At 56.0% G+C, this 13,954-nt stretch carries 15 protein-coding genes, 1 tRNA gene and 2 pseudogenes; 9 read left to right on the top strand and 9 right to left on the bottom strand.

What is annotated here, in order from left to right:
- Positions 1 to 159: 159 nt before the first annotated feature.
- Positions 160 to 816, bottom strand: a complete 657-nt coding sequence (locus ACM6IK_RS27695; RefSeq protein ID WP_414876828.1) for a hypothetical protein — start codon at positions 814 to 816, stop codon at positions 160 to 162.
- 475 nt (positions 817 to 1,291) lie between these two features.
- Here ACM6IK_RS27695 and ACM6IK_RS27690 point away from each other — a divergent pair.
- Positions 1,292 to 1,381: transfer RNA gene (locus ACM6IK_RS27690), tRNA-Ser, on the top strand.
- A 167-nt stretch (positions 1,382 to 1,548) separates the two neighbouring features.
- Here the strand turns inward: ACM6IK_RS27690 and ACM6IK_RS27685 are convergent.
- From ACM6IK_RS27685 to phbB, 5 genes are all read right to left on the bottom strand, one after another.
- A complete protein-coding gene (locus ACM6IK_RS27685; RefSeq protein WP_414876827.1) occupies positions 1,549 to 1,689 on the bottom strand; it encodes a hypothetical protein in 141 nt (46 codons plus the stop codon).
- Positions 1,690 to 1,711: 22 nt separating this feature from the next.
- On the bottom strand, positions 1,712 to 1,978 hold the full coding sequence (locus ACM6IK_RS27680; protein ID WP_414876826.1) for a hypothetical protein: 267 nt from the start codon (positions 1,976 to 1,978) through the stop codon (positions 1,712 to 1,714).
- An 81-nt stretch (positions 1,979 to 2,059) separates the two neighbouring features.
- Positions 2,060 to 3,763, bottom strand: a complete 1,704-nt coding sequence (phaC, locus tag ACM6IK_RS27675) for a class I poly(R)-hydroxyalkanoic acid synthase (protein ID WP_414876825.1) — start codon at positions 3,761 to 3,763, stop codon at positions 2,060 to 2,062.
- Between the two features lie 172 nt (positions 3,764 to 3,935).
- A complete protein-coding gene (locus ACM6IK_RS27670) occupies positions 3,936 to 5,114 on the bottom strand; it encodes an acetyl-CoA C-acetyltransferase (RefSeq protein ID WP_218431339.1) in 1,179 nt (392 codons plus the stop codon).
- A gap of 65 nt (positions 5,115 to 5,179) precedes the next feature.
- Complete coding sequence (gene phbB, locus ACM6IK_RS27665) at positions 5,180 to 5,926, bottom strand: acetoacetyl-CoA reductase (protein ID WP_007988010.1); 747 nt, start codon at positions 5,924 to 5,926, stop codon at positions 5,180 to 5,182.
- 271 nt (positions 5,927 to 6,197) lie between these two features.
- Here phbB and ACM6IK_RS27660 point away from each other — a divergent pair, with 271 nt between their 5' ends.
- Positions 6,198 to 7,313, top strand: a complete 1,116-nt coding sequence (locus ACM6IK_RS27660; RefSeq protein WP_414876824.1) for an AraC family transcriptional regulator — start codon at positions 6,198 to 6,200, stop codon at positions 7,311 to 7,313.
- 14 nt (positions 7,314 to 7,327) lie between these two features.
- On the opposite strand, the gene ACM6IK_RS27655 is transcribed toward ACM6IK_RS27660, so the two are convergent.
- Positions 7,328 to 9,751, bottom strand: coding sequence for a DUF3141 domain-containing protein (locus ACM6IK_RS27655; protein ID WP_414876823.1), 2,424 nt, complete (start codon positions 9,749 to 9,751; stop codon positions 7,328 to 7,330).
- A 250-nt stretch (positions 9,752 to 10,001) separates the two neighbouring features.
- On the opposite strand from ACM6IK_RS27655, the gene phaP reads away from it, so the two are divergent.
- Positions 10,002 to 10,565: a TIGR01841 family phasin gene (phaP, locus tag ACM6IK_RS27650; RefSeq protein WP_414876822.1), complete on the top strand. Its 564-nt coding sequence runs from the start codon at positions 10,002 to 10,004 to the stop codon at positions 10,563 to 10,565.
- Positions 10,566 to 10,600: 35 nt separating this feature from the next.
- Here phaP and phaR read toward each other — a convergent pair whose 3' ends face one another.
- A complete protein-coding gene (gene phaR, locus ACM6IK_RS27645) occupies positions 10,601 to 11,134 on the bottom strand; it encodes a polyhydroxyalkanoate synthesis repressor PhaR (protein WP_218431342.1) in 534 nt (177 codons plus the stop codon).
- Positions 11,135 to 11,193: 59 nt separating this feature from the next.
- Positions 11,194 to 11,400 (bottom strand): annotated as a pseudogene (locus tag ACM6IK_RS27640) (helix-turn-helix domain-containing protein); the annotation flags it as partial.
- Positions 11,401 to 11,731: 331 nt separating this feature from the next.
- Here ACM6IK_RS27640 and ACM6IK_RS27635 point away from each other — a divergent pair.
- From ACM6IK_RS27635 to ACM6IK_RS27610, 6 genes and pseudogenes are all read left to right on the top strand, one after another.
- A complete protein-coding gene (locus ACM6IK_RS27635; RefSeq protein WP_414876821.1) occupies positions 11,732 to 11,986 on the top strand; it encodes a type II toxin-antitoxin system HicA family toxin in 255 nt (84 codons plus the stop codon).
- Positions 11,983 to 12,315, top strand: coding sequence for a type II toxin-antitoxin system HicB family antitoxin (locus tag ACM6IK_RS27630; RefSeq protein WP_150812359.1), 333 nt, complete (start codon positions 11,983 to 11,985; stop codon positions 12,313 to 12,315). The genes ACM6IK_RS27635 and ACM6IK_RS27630 overlap by 4 nt, the downstream gene beginning before the upstream one ends.
- 65 nt (positions 12,316 to 12,380) lie before the next feature.
- A pseudogene (locus tag ACM6IK_RS27625) lies at positions 12,381 to 12,524 on the top strand (6-aminohexanoate hydrolase); the annotation flags it as partial.
- Positions 12,521 to 12,841 carry a YbjQ family protein gene (locus ACM6IK_RS27620; RefSeq protein ID WP_414876820.1) on the top strand — a complete coding sequence of 107 codons (321 nt, stop codon included), beginning with the start codon at positions 12,521 to 12,523 and terminating at the stop codon, positions 12,839 to 12,841. The pseudogene ACM6IK_RS27625 and the gene ACM6IK_RS27620, both read left to right, overlap by 4 nt.
- A 147-nt stretch (positions 12,842 to 12,988) precedes the next feature.
- The gene (locus ACM6IK_RS27615) at positions 12,989 to 13,177 is read left to right on the top strand and encodes a hypothetical protein (RefSeq protein ID WP_414876819.1); all 189 of its coding nucleotides are present in this window, start codon (positions 12,989 to 12,991) and stop codon (positions 13,175 to 13,177) included.
- Between the two features lie 395 nt (positions 13,178 to 13,572).
- A complete protein-coding gene (locus ACM6IK_RS27610; RefSeq protein WP_007988063.1) occupies positions 13,573 to 13,941 on the top strand; it encodes a hypothetical protein in 369 nt (122 codons plus the stop codon).
- Positions 13,942 to 13,954: the final 13 nt, after the last annotated feature.

Below are 13,954 nucleotides of genomic sequence, written 5' to 3'. Positions count from 1 at the left end.
AAGCGTGCCAAGGGAAAAAGTGTTGCAACGACGACCCTGGGAAGAACCGTATGGAACCGTCGTAGGAACTGTCGCACCGAACGGAGTGTCAGTTCGACTTGACGGGGAGTGCGCAACAATCATCAGGGTACGGCCTGAAGATCTGGATGATGAGTAGAGCTATTTATTTGATACGCAAAATTCTCCTTGGGCCTCTCCAGTGATTAATTCTGGGACGCCTTCTCGGGGCACCTTAACGACCCAGACCCCACTAAATTCAGGGGTCTGGATTGTCGTCATGTGAGTCTCTATGAGTGCAAACGACTCGTTAATAACGTTGGATAGTTCACTGATCAACGAATCAAAGCCGTCTTGGCTGCTCCATAGGTTTGCCGAGTGAAGGTGCCGACCAAGGCGATCGTAGATTTTTACAAAGCGTTTTTTCGACAGTACTCCCTCGGTCTTCAGATCAAAGTACCACGAGCCATCAGGCTGGCGGACCGCAGGAATCAAAGGGGTAGGGTAGAAGTCAGAATTGATCTTGCTCAAAACCTGCAGGATTTTGGTCGCTCGATAATCCTTAGTGAAATCAGGCTGATCTTCACATCTGGAGCGAAACTCCTCGTATCGCGCTTTGTGTGGCGCAATCGACGCGAAGGCTATTGCTTCCAAAGATTTTCTCAGTTGAAGAATTGCTGCATCAGCTTCAGGGGGCGAACCACTCACCTGGAAATTCTTCAAGAAGGCCTCGCTCGCACGTAATCGCATTGAGCATTCGGTCATCTTCTCCAAATAAATTTCTTTCGTCGAACCGGTCGGTACAAGCTTTCGGGTCATGGGGAGCAATCCTGTAGGGGGCGACACGCCAAAGTGTCCACATACTGTCCACCTCTTACGAGAATATTTTCAGAGAGTGGTAGAAAATATCCCCAAAGGCTCCGCAATCATGGATGCGGCGTAACGAGCGCTAGGGCGATGGGCTGATAAGAAATCAACTCACTCATGACGCTATTCCTTTCAATAAAGTTGGGCAGACGTTACCCACCGCCGCAGGCCAGGTAAAGCGCCGTGACTGACCCGCCAGTCACCCTTTGCCTGCCCACCAGGCGCAGCCCGCCGTGCCTGCCGCGCATTCCCCTCTATATAGAAGAGGGCACGAAGCCGGAGATTGGCCGGTTTGCCATGGCCCCGAGCGACCGGAAACGCTGAATCGCGTTAACCGCATGAAAATTCTGAAAAAAATGTTTGCCATCGGAAAAGCTTTCGACTACATTAGCGCGCCTCGACAGACAGAACTTGTTTGAAGAGATACGGTGAAGTGTCCGAGTGGCTTAAGGAGCACGCCTGGAAAGTGTGTATACAGGAAACTGTATCGAGAGTTCGAATCTCTCCTTCACCGCCACATTCTGCAAACACAAACCCCTGATTTTCCTAGAGAAAGTCGGGGGTTTGTGGTTTTTGGTGTCTGAAAAAGGGCCGTATGGGAACAATTTGGGAATACGGGTGGCTTTTTGGACAGTACTTGCATTCTAAAAGGCTGATTTTTCGACAGTTTCCAAGCGGTGTACATCATTCGACGCGCTGTATTTCAGCAATGATCCCCGCATCGCGTAAGCCCAAGGCATAGCCCTCTGCACCACTGGCTGATTCCAACACCAGGTGCATGAGGCTGCCTTCGATGATCTTGAGATGGAGTATCAGGCGGATCACCGGTAGCGATCCGCGAGAATGCTTACTCTGGCATTGTCCAGGATTGTAGCGTGTAGCCCTCCTGGCTTAACTCGGCGCGCACCTCTTCCAGCAGGCTTGCCAGCTGCGCCGGGTCGGAATAGGCACTGCTTGGAACCTGTTTGCGACAAATGTGAGTGCTGGCCCGGTCGATGACGGTCAGACTCAGTTCGCCATTACCGCCTTGCGCAGCCCAGGCGATGCATTGAAAAGGTTCGAATGCGTGTCCGGCAATCAAAAGTGCTTCGTTGATGCGCAACGGGGTGCTCATGGGTTGTCTCTCCTTGTACCCAAGCAAATGATCCGCAGTTGACCTGCTGCATGAAGTCATGCAGCAGGGAATTTCAGTCTTTCATTGCTTTACATAACTGCCTGGCGCCGGCTCCAGCGGCGGGAATTTGTCATTCCCTATGTGCGCAACCGCTGGTTGGCGCTCGCCGGAGTGTCCCGCCAGCCAGTTGAACCAATCGTTCCACCAGCTACCGGGTTGCTGCTCGGCATTCTTGAACCAGGTTTCCGGGTTTTTCGTGACCCGATTATTAGTCCAGTAATGGCGCTTCTGCTTGGCCGGTGGATTGATGACGCCGGCGATATGCCCTGAAGCTCCTAATACAAAACGCTTGGTCCCGGAGAGCAGGTTGGTGCTGGCGTAGGCGCTTTTCCAGGGCACGATATGATCGTCATGGGTGGCGAGGATGTAAGCGGGAGCGTCAATTGCACGCAAATCAAGCTTGACCCCACAGCACTCCAGTTCGCCTGATTTCAAATCGTTCTGCAGATAGGTGTGGCGCAGATACCAGCAGTACATCGGCCCCGGAAGGTTGGTGCTGTCGTTGTTCCAGAACAGCAGATCAAGCGGGATCGGCTTCTGCCCCTTGAGGTATTTGTCGACGTTGTAGTTCCACCACAGCTCGTTGGGGCGCAGTAGGGAAAAGGTATTGCCCATGTCCTCACCACGAAACAGACCGACGGGACCCTTCATGCCGCCGATGGTGCGCTCTCGATAGGCCACCAGTTCTTCGTCGACGAATATGTCGATGGGTCCGGTATCCAGGTAGTCAAGGAACGTGGTGAACAGGCTCACGCTGGCGATCTCTCTGTCGCCGCGTGCAGCAAGTACCGCCAGCGCCGTGCTCAGCAGGGTGCCGCCGATACAGAAGCCCACGCAATTGAGTCGCTGCTCGCCACTGATTTCGCGGGCCACCTGTAGGGCGTCGATTACCCCGTGCTCAATCAGGTCGTCCCAGGTGGTGCCGGCGTGTTCCTCGTCAAAGTTGCGCCAGGACATCAGGAATACGGGATGTCCCTGTTCCAGCAGGTGGCGGACCATCGAGTTGTCCGGGCGCAGATCAAGGATGTAGTACTTGTTGATCGACGGAGGTACGACGAATACCGGGTGTCGGTACTGGGTTTCGCTTTGCGGGTAGTACTGAATCAGCTGGAACAGGTGATTCTCAAAGACGATTTCGCCGGGGGTGTTGGCCAGATCGACGCCAACCTTGAAGGCGCCGCTATCACACTGGCGCATTTTGCCTTCGTTCATGTCGCTGGCCAGATGCTGCATACCTGTGAGCAGGCTGGCACCTTGAGTCTCAACCACACGCTGGAGCGCATCGGGGTTACTGACCAGGAAATTGCTTGGCGCACTGGCGGCAATGGCTTGCTCCACCAGATAACGCAGGCGTTGGCGCGGTTTTTTTTCGTCGATCAGCAGCTTGTCGAGCAGTTTCAGAAGAAAGCTGGAATTGAGCAGGTAAAACGCAGCGAGGGAGCCGAACAGTGGCTCGCTCCAGTTGCCGCTGGAGAAGCGTCGATCATCGAAGCTGAAGGGTTGGCCGGTCAGCAGTTTTTGGCCGAGTTGGCCCCATTGAACCTGGTAGTCCGCTTGAAGGCTGTCCAGGGTTTCGCGAGGTAACTCGAACCAGGCGCCGTGCTCATGCCCGGTAAACCACGGATTAGTGCTGACCCATAGGCGTAATTGTTGCACTGCAAAGGAAGCGATGAACGGAACCTGGCCTGACCAATAGGTTTTGAAGGTATGCGCGTTGTTGTCCATAAAGTTCCTTGCCCATACAGATGAGCCGGGCAGAAAAAAAGCCGCGCTTTGCCGGACTCCGGCGTAGCGACGGCAGGAATGCGGGCAGCCTTGTCTGGCGCCAACCTGACGCCAATCCGATGCGCGGAACAAGGGTCCCAAGTCCGCGCATGGGCTACCCGGATGCCGTTGGTTAGCGCTCGATAGCCAGGCCGACGCCTTGTCCGCCGCCGATGCACAAAGTGGCCAGCCCCTTCTTGCCGTCGCGACGGATCAGTTCGTGTACCAGCGACACCAGAATCCGTGCCCCCGACGCGCCGATCGGATGGCCAAGGGCGATTGCGCCGCCGTTGACGTTGACCTTGCTGGTGTCCCAACCCAACTCTTTACCAACCGCCAGCGACTGGGCGGCGAAGGCTTCATTGGCTTCAATCAGGTCCAGGTCCTCGACACTCCAGCCGGCCTTTTGCAGAGTCAGCCGTGTAGCCGGGACTGGGCCGATGCCCATGATCGACGGGTCCACGCCGGCGCTGGCATAGGCTTTGATTCGTGCCAGTACCGGAAGGCCCAGCGCTTGTGCTTTAGCGGCGCTGGCCAGCAACAGCACGGCGGCACCATCGTTGAGGGTCGAAGCGTTGCCGGCGGTCACGCTGCCGTCTTTCTGGAATGCCGGTTTGAGTTTCGCCAACGCTTGCGCAGTGCTGTCGATACGCGGCTGTTCGTCGGTGTCGAAGACCAGCGGTTCGCCCTTGCGCTGAGGAATCAGGATCGGGGTGATTTCGCTCTGGAAGCGCCCGCCCTCAATGGCTGCTGCGGCTTTCTGTTGCGAGGCGGCAGCGAAGGCATCCTGTGCTTCACGAGAGATCTCGTACTTCTGCGCCAGATTCTCGGCGGTGATACCCATGTGGTAGTCGTTGAAGGCGTCCCACAGGCCATCCTGGATCATGCTGTCTTGCAGTTGCGCATGGCCCATACGCAAGCCGGTGCGTGCCTTGGGCAGAACATAGGGGGCCAGACTCATGTTTTCCTGACCGCCAGCGATGACCAGTTCTGCGTCGCCGCAGCGGATTGCCTGGACGGCAAGATGGACCGCCTTGAGACCGGAGCCGCAGACCTTGTTCAAGGTCAGGGCGGGTGTGGTGTGTGGCAAGCCAGCCTTGATCGCGGTCTGGCGTGCCGGGTTTTGCCCGGCGCCGGCAGTGAGAACCTGGCCGAGGATCACTTCATCAATTTGAGCGGCATCGATACCCGTCTGCTCCAGCAAGCGGCGAATCACTGCGGCACCCAGTTCGGTTGCGGGAATTGCAGACAGAGCACCCTGGAAGCTGCCAATGGCGGTACGAGTAGCGGCAACGATTACGACTTCGTTCATGCGTGACCTCATCGAAAAGACAAAATTCGTCGAGCAAACCAAGGCATTCCTGCCCTGATCGGGGGTTATTGCATGTTCATGCCGCCGTTTACCGAGAAATCGGCACCGGTGCTGTAGGCGGATTCATCGGAAGCCAGCCAGGCCACGATTGAGGCGATCTCTTCGGGTTGGCCAAGGCGACCAACCGGAGTGGCTGCGATCATGCCTTCCAGAATGTCCGGGCGAATTGCCGCAGTCATGGAGGTCTGGATGTAGCCTGGGGATACGGTATTGACGGTCACGCCCTTGCCGGAGACTTCCCGGGCCAGTGCCATGGTGAAACCATGGATGCCAGCCTTGGCGGCGGAGTAGTTGGTCTGGCCGAACTGGCCGCGCTGACCGTTGATCGAGGAGATATTGATGATCCGCCCCCAGCCTTTGGACAACATGCCTTCAATGACCTGCTTGGTGGTATTGAACAAGCCCGTCAGGTTGGTCCCGATCACGCTGTTCCAGTCTTCCGGGGTGAGCTTGCGAAAAGACGCGTCGCGTGTGATGCCGGCGTTGTTGACCAGCACATCGATCGGGCCGAACTGTTCACGAGCCATCTCGAAAGCCTTGCGGGTTGACTCCCAATCGGTGACGTCGCCATAGATGAACTCGAACTCGTAACCCGCCTCCAGTTGGCTGGCGCGCCAGTCGTTCTTGCGGCTGGAATCAGAGCTGCAGCCGACGATTACCTTGAATCCTTCCTTGTATAGACGCTGGCTGATTGCCGTACCGATACCGCCCATACCACCCGTTACCAAAGCAATGCGACTACGCGATTCCATACATCTACTCCATTTTTTTGCGCTGCAGGAGAGAAGATTGTTCGATATCGACGGGCCGTGCGGAAGTGTTTGAAGGTGACGTTCTCCTGTCCATCGGTGCCACGCGGGTATTTTGGCCTGCTGGCAAAAAAATGAGGAGCACCCATACTTGGATCAACTCTTAAAACTCAATGGATAGTTAATATTCCTGAAACACTGTTGAAATATGTTCAGTGCATGTCAGTATCGGCTCCGGACAGGACGTTCGGTTCCATTGGTCAATGAGGACGCCATGTATAGAATGAGTTCGGGTTATGCCAGCATGCTGGCGAATACGTTATTGGCCCAAGGACTGGATCTTGCCGGTCTGTGCCAGGAGGCGGGACTGGATGTCGGGTTCGTGGGTAGACCAGGAGCATTCTGCGAGCGAAGCATTATCTACCGTCTTTGGGACTTGGCTGCTCAGGCTTCGGATGATCTGAATATCGGTTTGAAAGCCTACGGGGAATTCCATCCCAGTAGTTTTCAGATCGTGGGCTACACGATGATGTCCAGTTCGAATCTGAAAAGAGCGCTTGAGCGTCTGGTCCGTTTCAGCCCGTTGATTGGTACCGGATTCAGCCTTTTCCTTGTCAAGGAGCAGCAGCATTACCGATTGGCCAGTCTCGATCATCAGCAAAATGGCTCGGTCAAACCCCGGCAATACACGGATGCAGCCTTGGCTTCGCTGCTGGGTTTCTGCCATTGGCTGGCAGGTGGCAAGTCACCGCAACCGTTGAGTGTGGAGTTCACTTATCCCGAACCTGAAGACACGTCGGAGCATCGGCGGCTTTTTGGCTGTCCGCTGAGTTTCGGGGCGGCATATGACAGCATCTTGTTCGATGGCCAGGAGCTTCTGAGTCCGTTGAGCATGGCCAACGAAGCGTTGGCCACACTCCATGACAGTTTTGCCGAGGCTCAATTGGACCTGTTGTCCGGTTACTCTATGGTTGGCAGGATTCGCGCGCTGATTACCGAGCGCTTGAGCCAGGGGCAAGGCCAAGGGCAATGTGATATGGAATCGATTGCGGCGGCACTGAATATCAGCAAGCGAACGCTTCAACGAGGCCTTGAGAAGGATGGCACGCAATTCAAGGACGTCCTGAACGATGTGCGCCGGCAGATGGCTGACTTCTATTTGCGCCATTCTCATTTCAACATGAAGCATGTGACTTGCCTGCTCGGCTTCCATGATCACAGCAGCTTCCATAAGGCATGCATCCGTTGGTTTGGCATGACCCCCGGTCAGTATCGAACCGACGAGTTGCCGCCTGTGGTCGAAAAAGTCGCGCGGGTCCGATCCATGAACCTCATCGGTCTGTCCAGAGATCATAAGGTCGCAGGCTTCACCGAACGGGTTCACCGCTAATCCCTTGTGAAGTGTCATTGAGGCTTGGGGCCTGTTGTCCCTTTGCTCGCTTTGCGCTTCGGGGCTTTAACTACGTTGGCAGGAGCGGGCGGCGGTGTGATCTGCGGCGACGCAGATGGCTGCGAAGGGGGCTCCTGCGCGATGACAACTGTTTCACCGGGTGGTTGGGTCAGGCTGAAGCCCGGCAGGGGGACTTCGAGCAGCGCGTGCAGTTCACGCCAGAATTCGCCCTCAGCTCCAACGGTCGCCAGCAGTTCAGGCATCAATTGCCCAACGGCTGTCAGGACCTGTTGGCGTTCCTTTGCCTCAGGTAGCAACAAAGGCAGGCTGCGCAAGCTTTCTTGCGGGTGGGCGAAAACCAGCAGGTTCTGCAATCGGATGGCTTCGCGCAGGGCAGTGGGCTCATTGCTGTAGTCCTGGACCAGCAGGTGCACCTGCTGGATCAGCTTCTCGATGCTTTCCTTGCCTGCCTTGTCGCTGTCGCGGCCCAGCAAAAACAGAATCCGCACCAATGCTTCCAGGGGGCCGCCATGAGGCAGCGCATCCTGCAGGCGTTCGATCAGGGCCTGGTCCAGCTGGTCGGCATGTGCCTGGAGATTTCGCACAGGCTTGTTGCCGGTGAAGGCACTCAGTGCGCCGTAAATACCGTAAAAACACAGCTCCTGAGTGGCGTCACGCACATCGCGATAAGCATTCAGGGTGTCTTGCATCTGGTTGGAGAACAGCTCCTGCCAGGCCAGCAGAGGGTTGTCTTTGCGTGCGGGACGACGATCGCTGCTCACTTGGGAGGCGGTCCCGGCTAACCACCACAGCGCCGGATTCAGGCTGCTCCATAGCACTTGCTGCTGATGGAAGGGGTGCGCCCTGCGCAACAGTTCGGCAATGGGCTCGTTGACGATCTGACGCAGCCACGGACGTATGAACCCGTCGTAAAACGCGCTGTTGATTTCAGAGGCACGCTCCACCAGAGAGAATTCGCGATCGTCATCACGGGCCGGCTCGACGTCATTATGGATATCGGCGATTCGCCTTGATTCGAAACGCACTCGGTATTGCATGTCATCGCTGCCTGAGGAGGTTGTCATATCGTCAATCAGCATTTCATACAGTCCCGCCGGCAGCGCCTTGATGGATTCGACCGCGCCGAGCATCCCACGGTGTTCGCGCCGCGCCACCTTGCCGGAAACAAAAATGCCTAAATGGCCTATGCTGGCGTGCCGCAGGTAGACGATGGTACGTCCTGCGTCATGCAAAGCGAGATCGCTGGGATAAACATCGGCGATCCAGTTCAATGCCTGCTGGGGAGGGGTGATGTTGTCTCCGTAGGAACAGAACACCACCACCGGTACTTCGATCCGTTTCAGGTCAATGCCGCTGCTCTTGCGGCCGAGACCGCCGGACAATTGGTTGCCGATGAAAAGGTCATCGACAATCATCTCGATCTCTTCGCCATTGAGCAGGGTCGGGCTGCCCCACCAGCGTTCGAAGTCGAGGAAGCGCGTAGCCTCGCTGTCGACCTGGCTGAACAACTGGTAGTACTTGGTCCAATAGGTGTTGGCCGGGTCCAGGTTTTCGAAATTGCTGACCAGCCAGGTACCGTCAAAACGGCCATTGCCCAAGTCGCTGCCCAAGCGAGCCATCCAGCCGCCACCCAGCAGGCCTCCGGTATAGCGCATGGGATTGCGTCCGTTGACTCCGGCCCAGTATGACAAGGGGGCGCCATTGATAATGATCAATCCCGGCAGTTCCGGTCGTGTTGCCGCCAGTCCCATCAACGCCCAGCCGGCCTGGCAGTTACCGATGATGATCGGCTCGCCGTTGGTCGGGTGAAGGGCGCTGACGACTTCGATGAACCGGGCCTGGGCTTCCACGATATCGGCCAGGGTTTGCCCAGGCTGTGGCGAGTGACTGAAAGAGATGAAATAGGTGGGATGGCCGGCTCTGAGGCTTTCACCTAATACCGAATCCTGTTTGAAACCGCCAATTCCCGAGCCGTGGCCGCCGCGTGGGTCAATGATGATTACCGGCTGGCCATTGCTGTCGATTCTTTGCTCTGGTCCGGGGAGGATTCGCAGCAGTGAATAGTTGACCGGGCGTGGGAGATCGGAACCTGCGACCAGGGTTTCATGGTTGAACTTGAGCAGCAGAGGATACCCGGCGCGCTCATGGGCCAGCGTATTGTCGCCACGCTGGCGCAGTGTGTCCCAGAACAGCAGGCTGCGTTGGCCGAGGTCGGTGAAGTATTCCTGCCAGTCAGTGAGCGTGGGTTGTTTGAGTTGACCCCGCTTAAGAGGCGCGAGGGTTGTTTTCTGGCGCTGGCGCAAAGCATCAAGGACGTTCAGGGTATTGAGGTGCTGCAGATGACTCAGGTGTTCGAACAGGCCGCGTTGAGAGGAGGTTTTGTCATATTGCGATGCAATAATATCTTCCTGGCCCATGGTGATCTCCTGGCGTTATGCATGAGAAGCAGCTGCCTGCGTTTCATTGATAAAGAAGGCTTGGCTGGCTGTTCGATGTTAGGAGTCTATAGCGGATAGAGGCAGGAGAAGAGATATTTTTGTGCGCTGCACAAAAAAATATTGCTAAACGGATTTGTGCGCTGCAATATCAAGGCTAACGCGATGACCGGCAGGATTGCTATCGCGTCCTCAGGCCCATGTCGGCTTTTCAGAATCAGGAGATTCAAGCATGTCTTTTTTTAACTCGGAAAAATTGCAAGACGCTCAGAAAGCCAACCTAGACCTCCTGCAGCAAATCAGCGGCAAAATTTTCTCCAGTGTTGAACAGTTCAGCCAATTGCAGTTCAAGACATTGCAGGCCGCCACCGAGGAGCAGTTCGACGGCTTTCGCAAGCTGTTGGCAGTCCGTGATCTACAAGGGCTCGCTGAGCTCCAGACTTCTTTCACCCAGCCAAATGTGCAAGCCGAACGCCTGGCTGAGTTCAATCGCCAAGTGCAAGCGTTGATTGTCGGCACTCACTCGGAAATCGCCAAACTGACTTCGCGTCAGGTCGAGGCGGGCACCCAGCAGGTGCAAGAGTTCGTTGAAGTGATCAGCAAGAATGCACCGGCTGGCTCCGAGCCTGTTGTGGCCGCATTCAAGTCGTCGCTGGCGAATGCCGGTACCGTTTTTGAAAGCGCACAGAATGCCGTAAAGCAGGCTGCTGACGTTGCCCAGAGCAGTTTTGACGCAGCGACCGCCGCAGCCGGCAAAACCACTCCTGGTGCCAAGGCTACAAGCGGTAACAAGTAAGTCACATTAAAGCGGTTACACTGATGGCGATGGGTTTACTCCCCATCGCCATTTTTTTTCGGCCCGCTACCGGCACCTGGCTTGCCTGGTGGCATGCCGCCGAACAGGCCGAAGAGGTTCTGAGTGTTCAGGTAGAGGGCTTTTGACTGGTCGACATACTGGCGCATCAAGTCCTGCATGACCGGTGCTTGCTGGTGCATGAACTCGCTCCAGGCTTCAGATGACTGAGCGCCGGTCTGGGACTGGATGTCGATGACCGTCTGGATGCTTTTATCCAGGTAGCTGCCGAGGACACTCTGGTAGGGACCGTAGAACTGGATAATCCCCATGAGCATCTCGCTGGAGAATATCGGCTCACCGCCACTTTCGGCTTCCAGAATGACCTGCAGCAAAATACTTCGGGTCAGATCCTCACCAGTCTTGGCGTCGACCACCTCGAACGGGATTTTATCGACGACCAATTGGCGTATATCCGCAAGGGTCAAATGACTGCTGGTGTGCGTGTCATACAGACGGCGATTCGGGTACTTCTTGATCAGACGGGTGGTGTTCCGACTGTTATCTGTCATGCGGGGCTACTCACAGCAAGCCTGATTTTCAGGCATCTTATCCTACTCTGACCACTGCCACTCCAATGCATCGCCTCACGCGACACGCGCTGGGTGGTCAGCGTAAGAACTTTCTTCATCTTTTGAGTGCTGAGCGTGCGAGGCTGGCCACTTCGAGGCAGGGTCGTTCAATCCCTCAATACCCGCCTGCGGATAGCGCTTTCGCCATTTGAACACCATAGGTTCCGGGATCTGGGCTGATTGCTGATGTCTCTGGGCGTTAATCCAACACCCTGTGCACCTGTTCCCAAGTTGGCTAAGCAGCGCTGAGCAAACAGGGCGCGTTTCTGTGATCGCCACATAGGTTAGCGTGGGGGAGGGACCTGCTAAAAACGCAGCAAGCGTAACGCTTTACGCAGCTCTCGGAAATTGCCTACAACCCCGGCGAGAGTCACCCCGATATCCTGCCTGCCGTGCAAAAAAAGCTTCGACACGAAAACGCCGCTTTCCTGTTCTGGATAAGCGGCGTTTTTTTAAGCGCGCGTTAGAGGCTTCTCCCACGCATCAGCGATGTCATTCGCGATTGCTAAATCTCGTGCGGTATCATGATATAATACCATGAATAATAAACAACTCAGCACCCTCAAAGCCTTATTTTCAAGATCCACCCCGGCCACCATGGAGTGGTCCCGCATCGAATCCTTGTTCAGCGCTGCCGGGGCCATAACCATCGAAGGTAATGGATCGCGGGTACGTTTTGAACTGAACGGAGTGGTCGCCACCTTCCACCGGCCGCACCCCGACAAAGAAGCCAAGCCCTATCAGGTGCGTGACGCCCGGGCTTTTCTTGAACAAGCAGGAGTTACCCCGTGAACGTAATGAACTACAACGGCTACTCAGCCCGGATCGAATACAGCGATGAAGACGGTCTGTTCGTCGGCCACATTGCGGGCATCAAGGATGTTGTCGGGTTTCACGGCGAGTCAGTCAAAGAACTTCGCACCGCATTCGAAGAGGCCGTCACCGATTATCTGGAGACATGCGCCAAACTCGGCCGCACCCCACAGAAACCCTATTCAGGCCATCTCAGTCTGCGCCTGGCCCCAGCCCTTCACGCGACGGTTGCCGTGAAAGCTCAGCTAGCCCACAAAAGTATCAATCAGTGGGTCGCTGATGTTCTTGATCGCGAGGCCCATGCTTAAGCAGTGAACAAGCCTGTCTGACTGTAGACCGCTCAAACTCTTCGAACAGAATCGACATCATGTTGCGCATCTATGTCGACCCGAAGGCCGATATGGTCATCGTCCGCTACGCATCCCATCCCGTGGACAGCAACTCGGCCAATGAACCCGTCACGTTGCCGGCGTTTGATGCACTGGCTGAATTTCTGAACAGAAAGGAACACCCATGATCATCACCACAACCCACTCCATTGAAGGCCGGCAAATTACCGCCTACCTGGACATCGTCAGCGCCGAGTCGGTGCAAGGGATCAACGTTGTCCGCGACGTGTTTGCCGGGATGCGCGACTTTTTCGGCGGGCGTTCCCAGACGCTGGAACGAGCGTTGAAAGAAGCACGCATTCAGGCCACCGATGAGATCAAGGAGCGGGCGCAGGGGCTTCAGGCGGATGCGGTGGTCGGGCTTGATTATGAGATCAGTATGCCGGCTGGCAAGGGCGGGATGGTCGTAGTGTTTGTGACCGGGACTGCGGTCAAGTTGAGGTGAAAGGTGAAAGGCCATTCGTCGGTCACGGGGAAATCCGAACGGCAGGTCCGTTAGTGACCGGCTAGTCTCAAAAACCTTGGCGATCGATATTACTTCAGGCAAAGGGCTTGCCGATGTCGATCGCGCTTTTTGAAAAGGGGTGAAGAGATGGCTGATCCGTATATCGAGGACGATGGCGCAGAGTTTCCGATCAACAATTGCGTGCGGTGTGGCCAGACCCAGTATGTGGCCAGTTTCGGCGAGGACCAGACTGAGGTCGACAAGATCAAGACCAGGGCGTGCCGGATACTGAAGGGCAAATTCTTACCCAGGGTGACAGCACCGGTCAGGAAGTAACCGAACGTCAGGCAGACCCTGTCATAGAGCGTAATGCTGTTCACTTTGTAGGAGCAAGCTCGCTCCTACAAAGAATCACTTCGCTTAAGTGAACAGCATTACGTCAAAGAGCGGGGGTTTTTAATGTCTGAAAGGGTTTTATGACAAGTTTTTTAAAGTGGTGATCTTTCACAAACTTTTCACAGCAGTCTCCGTAATCTCGACCCATCCGTTAGAAAGTAACACCTGGCCCGTTTCCCCAGCGGGCTTTTTTTTGTCCGTCATAAAACCTTTTTCGAAAATGCTGTCCAACTGTCGCCAATCGCGAAGTTGGGCCGGTGTGCTGGACTTTATCCGCGCAAAAGCATTCAATCTCGCCCCCTTTTTGTTTACCCCCTATTTTTGAGGTTTTTGTCATGCGTTTAACACTGCCCGCTCTGGTTCTGGGGCTTCTGGTTGCTCAAGGTGCAATGGCTGGTGACGGCACTGCCGCGCTGGGCGGTGGCCTGGGCGGCGCATTGGGTAACGTGGTCGGCCAGAAAATGGGCGGCAGCACTGGCGCAGCGATTGGTGCGGGCGTGGCTGGCGCGGCAGGCAGCGCAGTTGCCGCCAAAAAAGGTCATCGCACCAGCGCTGCTATCGGTGGCGGTGTCGGCGCGGCCGGTGGTTCGGTGATCGGCAATAGCCTCGGCGGCAAGTCCGGTGCCACCATCGGTGCAGGCCTGGGCGGCGCATTGGGCGGCGGCGTAGGCAGCAATCTGGCCAATGGTCACAAGCGTCACTGATCCTGATCCTGAT

The sequence above is a fragment of the Pseudomonas sp. IT-196MI5 genome (genome assembly GCF_949767415.1).
In the GTDB taxonomy this organism is placed as follows: Bacteria; Pseudomonadota; Gammaproteobacteria; order Pseudomonadales; family Pseudomonadaceae; genus Aquipseudomonas.
This window is presented reverse-complemented; position numbering and strand designations above follow the sequence as displayed.

Excerpts from the sequence above, each read along its gene's own strand:
- ACM6IK_RS27695 (WP_414876828.1), bottom strand. The coding sequence starts at position 816 with ATGACCCGAAAGCTTGTACCGACCGGTTCGACGAAAGAAATTTATTTG.
- ACM6IK_RS27680 (WP_414876826.1), bottom strand. The coding sequence starts at position 1,978 with ATGAGCACCCCGTTGCGCATCAACGAAGCACTTTTGATTGCCGGACAC.
- phaC (WP_414876825.1), bottom strand. The coding sequence starts at position 3,763 with ATGGACAACAACGCGCATACCTTCAAAACCTATTGGTCAGGCCAGGTT.
- ACM6IK_RS27670 (WP_218431339.1), bottom strand. The coding sequence starts at position 5,114 with ATGAACGAAGTCGTAATCGTTGCCGCTACTCGTACCGCCATTGGCAGC.
- phbB (WP_007988010.1), bottom strand. The coding sequence starts at position 5,926 with ATGGAATCGCGTAGTCGCATTGCTTTGGTAACGGGTGGTATGGGCGGT.
- ACM6IK_RS27660 (WP_414876824.1), top strand. The coding sequence starts at position 6,198 with ATGTATAGAATGAGTTCGGGTTATGCCAGCATGCTGGCGAATACGTTA.
- ACM6IK_RS27655 (WP_414876823.1), bottom strand. The coding sequence starts at position 9,751 with ATGGGCCAGGAAGATATTATTGCATCGCAATATGACAAAACCTCCTCT.
- phaP (WP_414876822.1), top strand. The coding sequence starts at position 10,002 with ATGTCTTTTTTTAACTCGGAAAAATTGCAAGACGCTCAGAAAGCCAAC.
- phaR (WP_218431342.1), bottom strand. The coding sequence starts at position 11,134 with ATGACAGATAACAGTCGGAACACCACCCGTCTGATCAAGAAGTACCCG.
- ACM6IK_RS27635 (WP_414876821.1), top strand. The coding sequence starts at position 11,732 with ATGAATAATAAACAACTCAGCACCCTCAAAGCCTTATTTTCAAGATCC.
- ACM6IK_RS27620 (WP_414876820.1), top strand. The coding sequence starts at position 12,521 with ATGATCATCACCACAACCCACTCCATTGAAGGCCGGCAAATTACCGCC.
- ACM6IK_RS27615 (WP_414876819.1), top strand. The coding sequence starts at position 12,989 with ATGGCTGATCCGTATATCGAGGACGATGGCGCAGAGTTTCCGATCAAC.
- ACM6IK_RS27610 (WP_007988063.1), top strand. The coding sequence starts at position 13,573 with ATGCGTTTAACACTGCCCGCTCTGGTTCTGGGGCTTCTGGTTGCTCAA.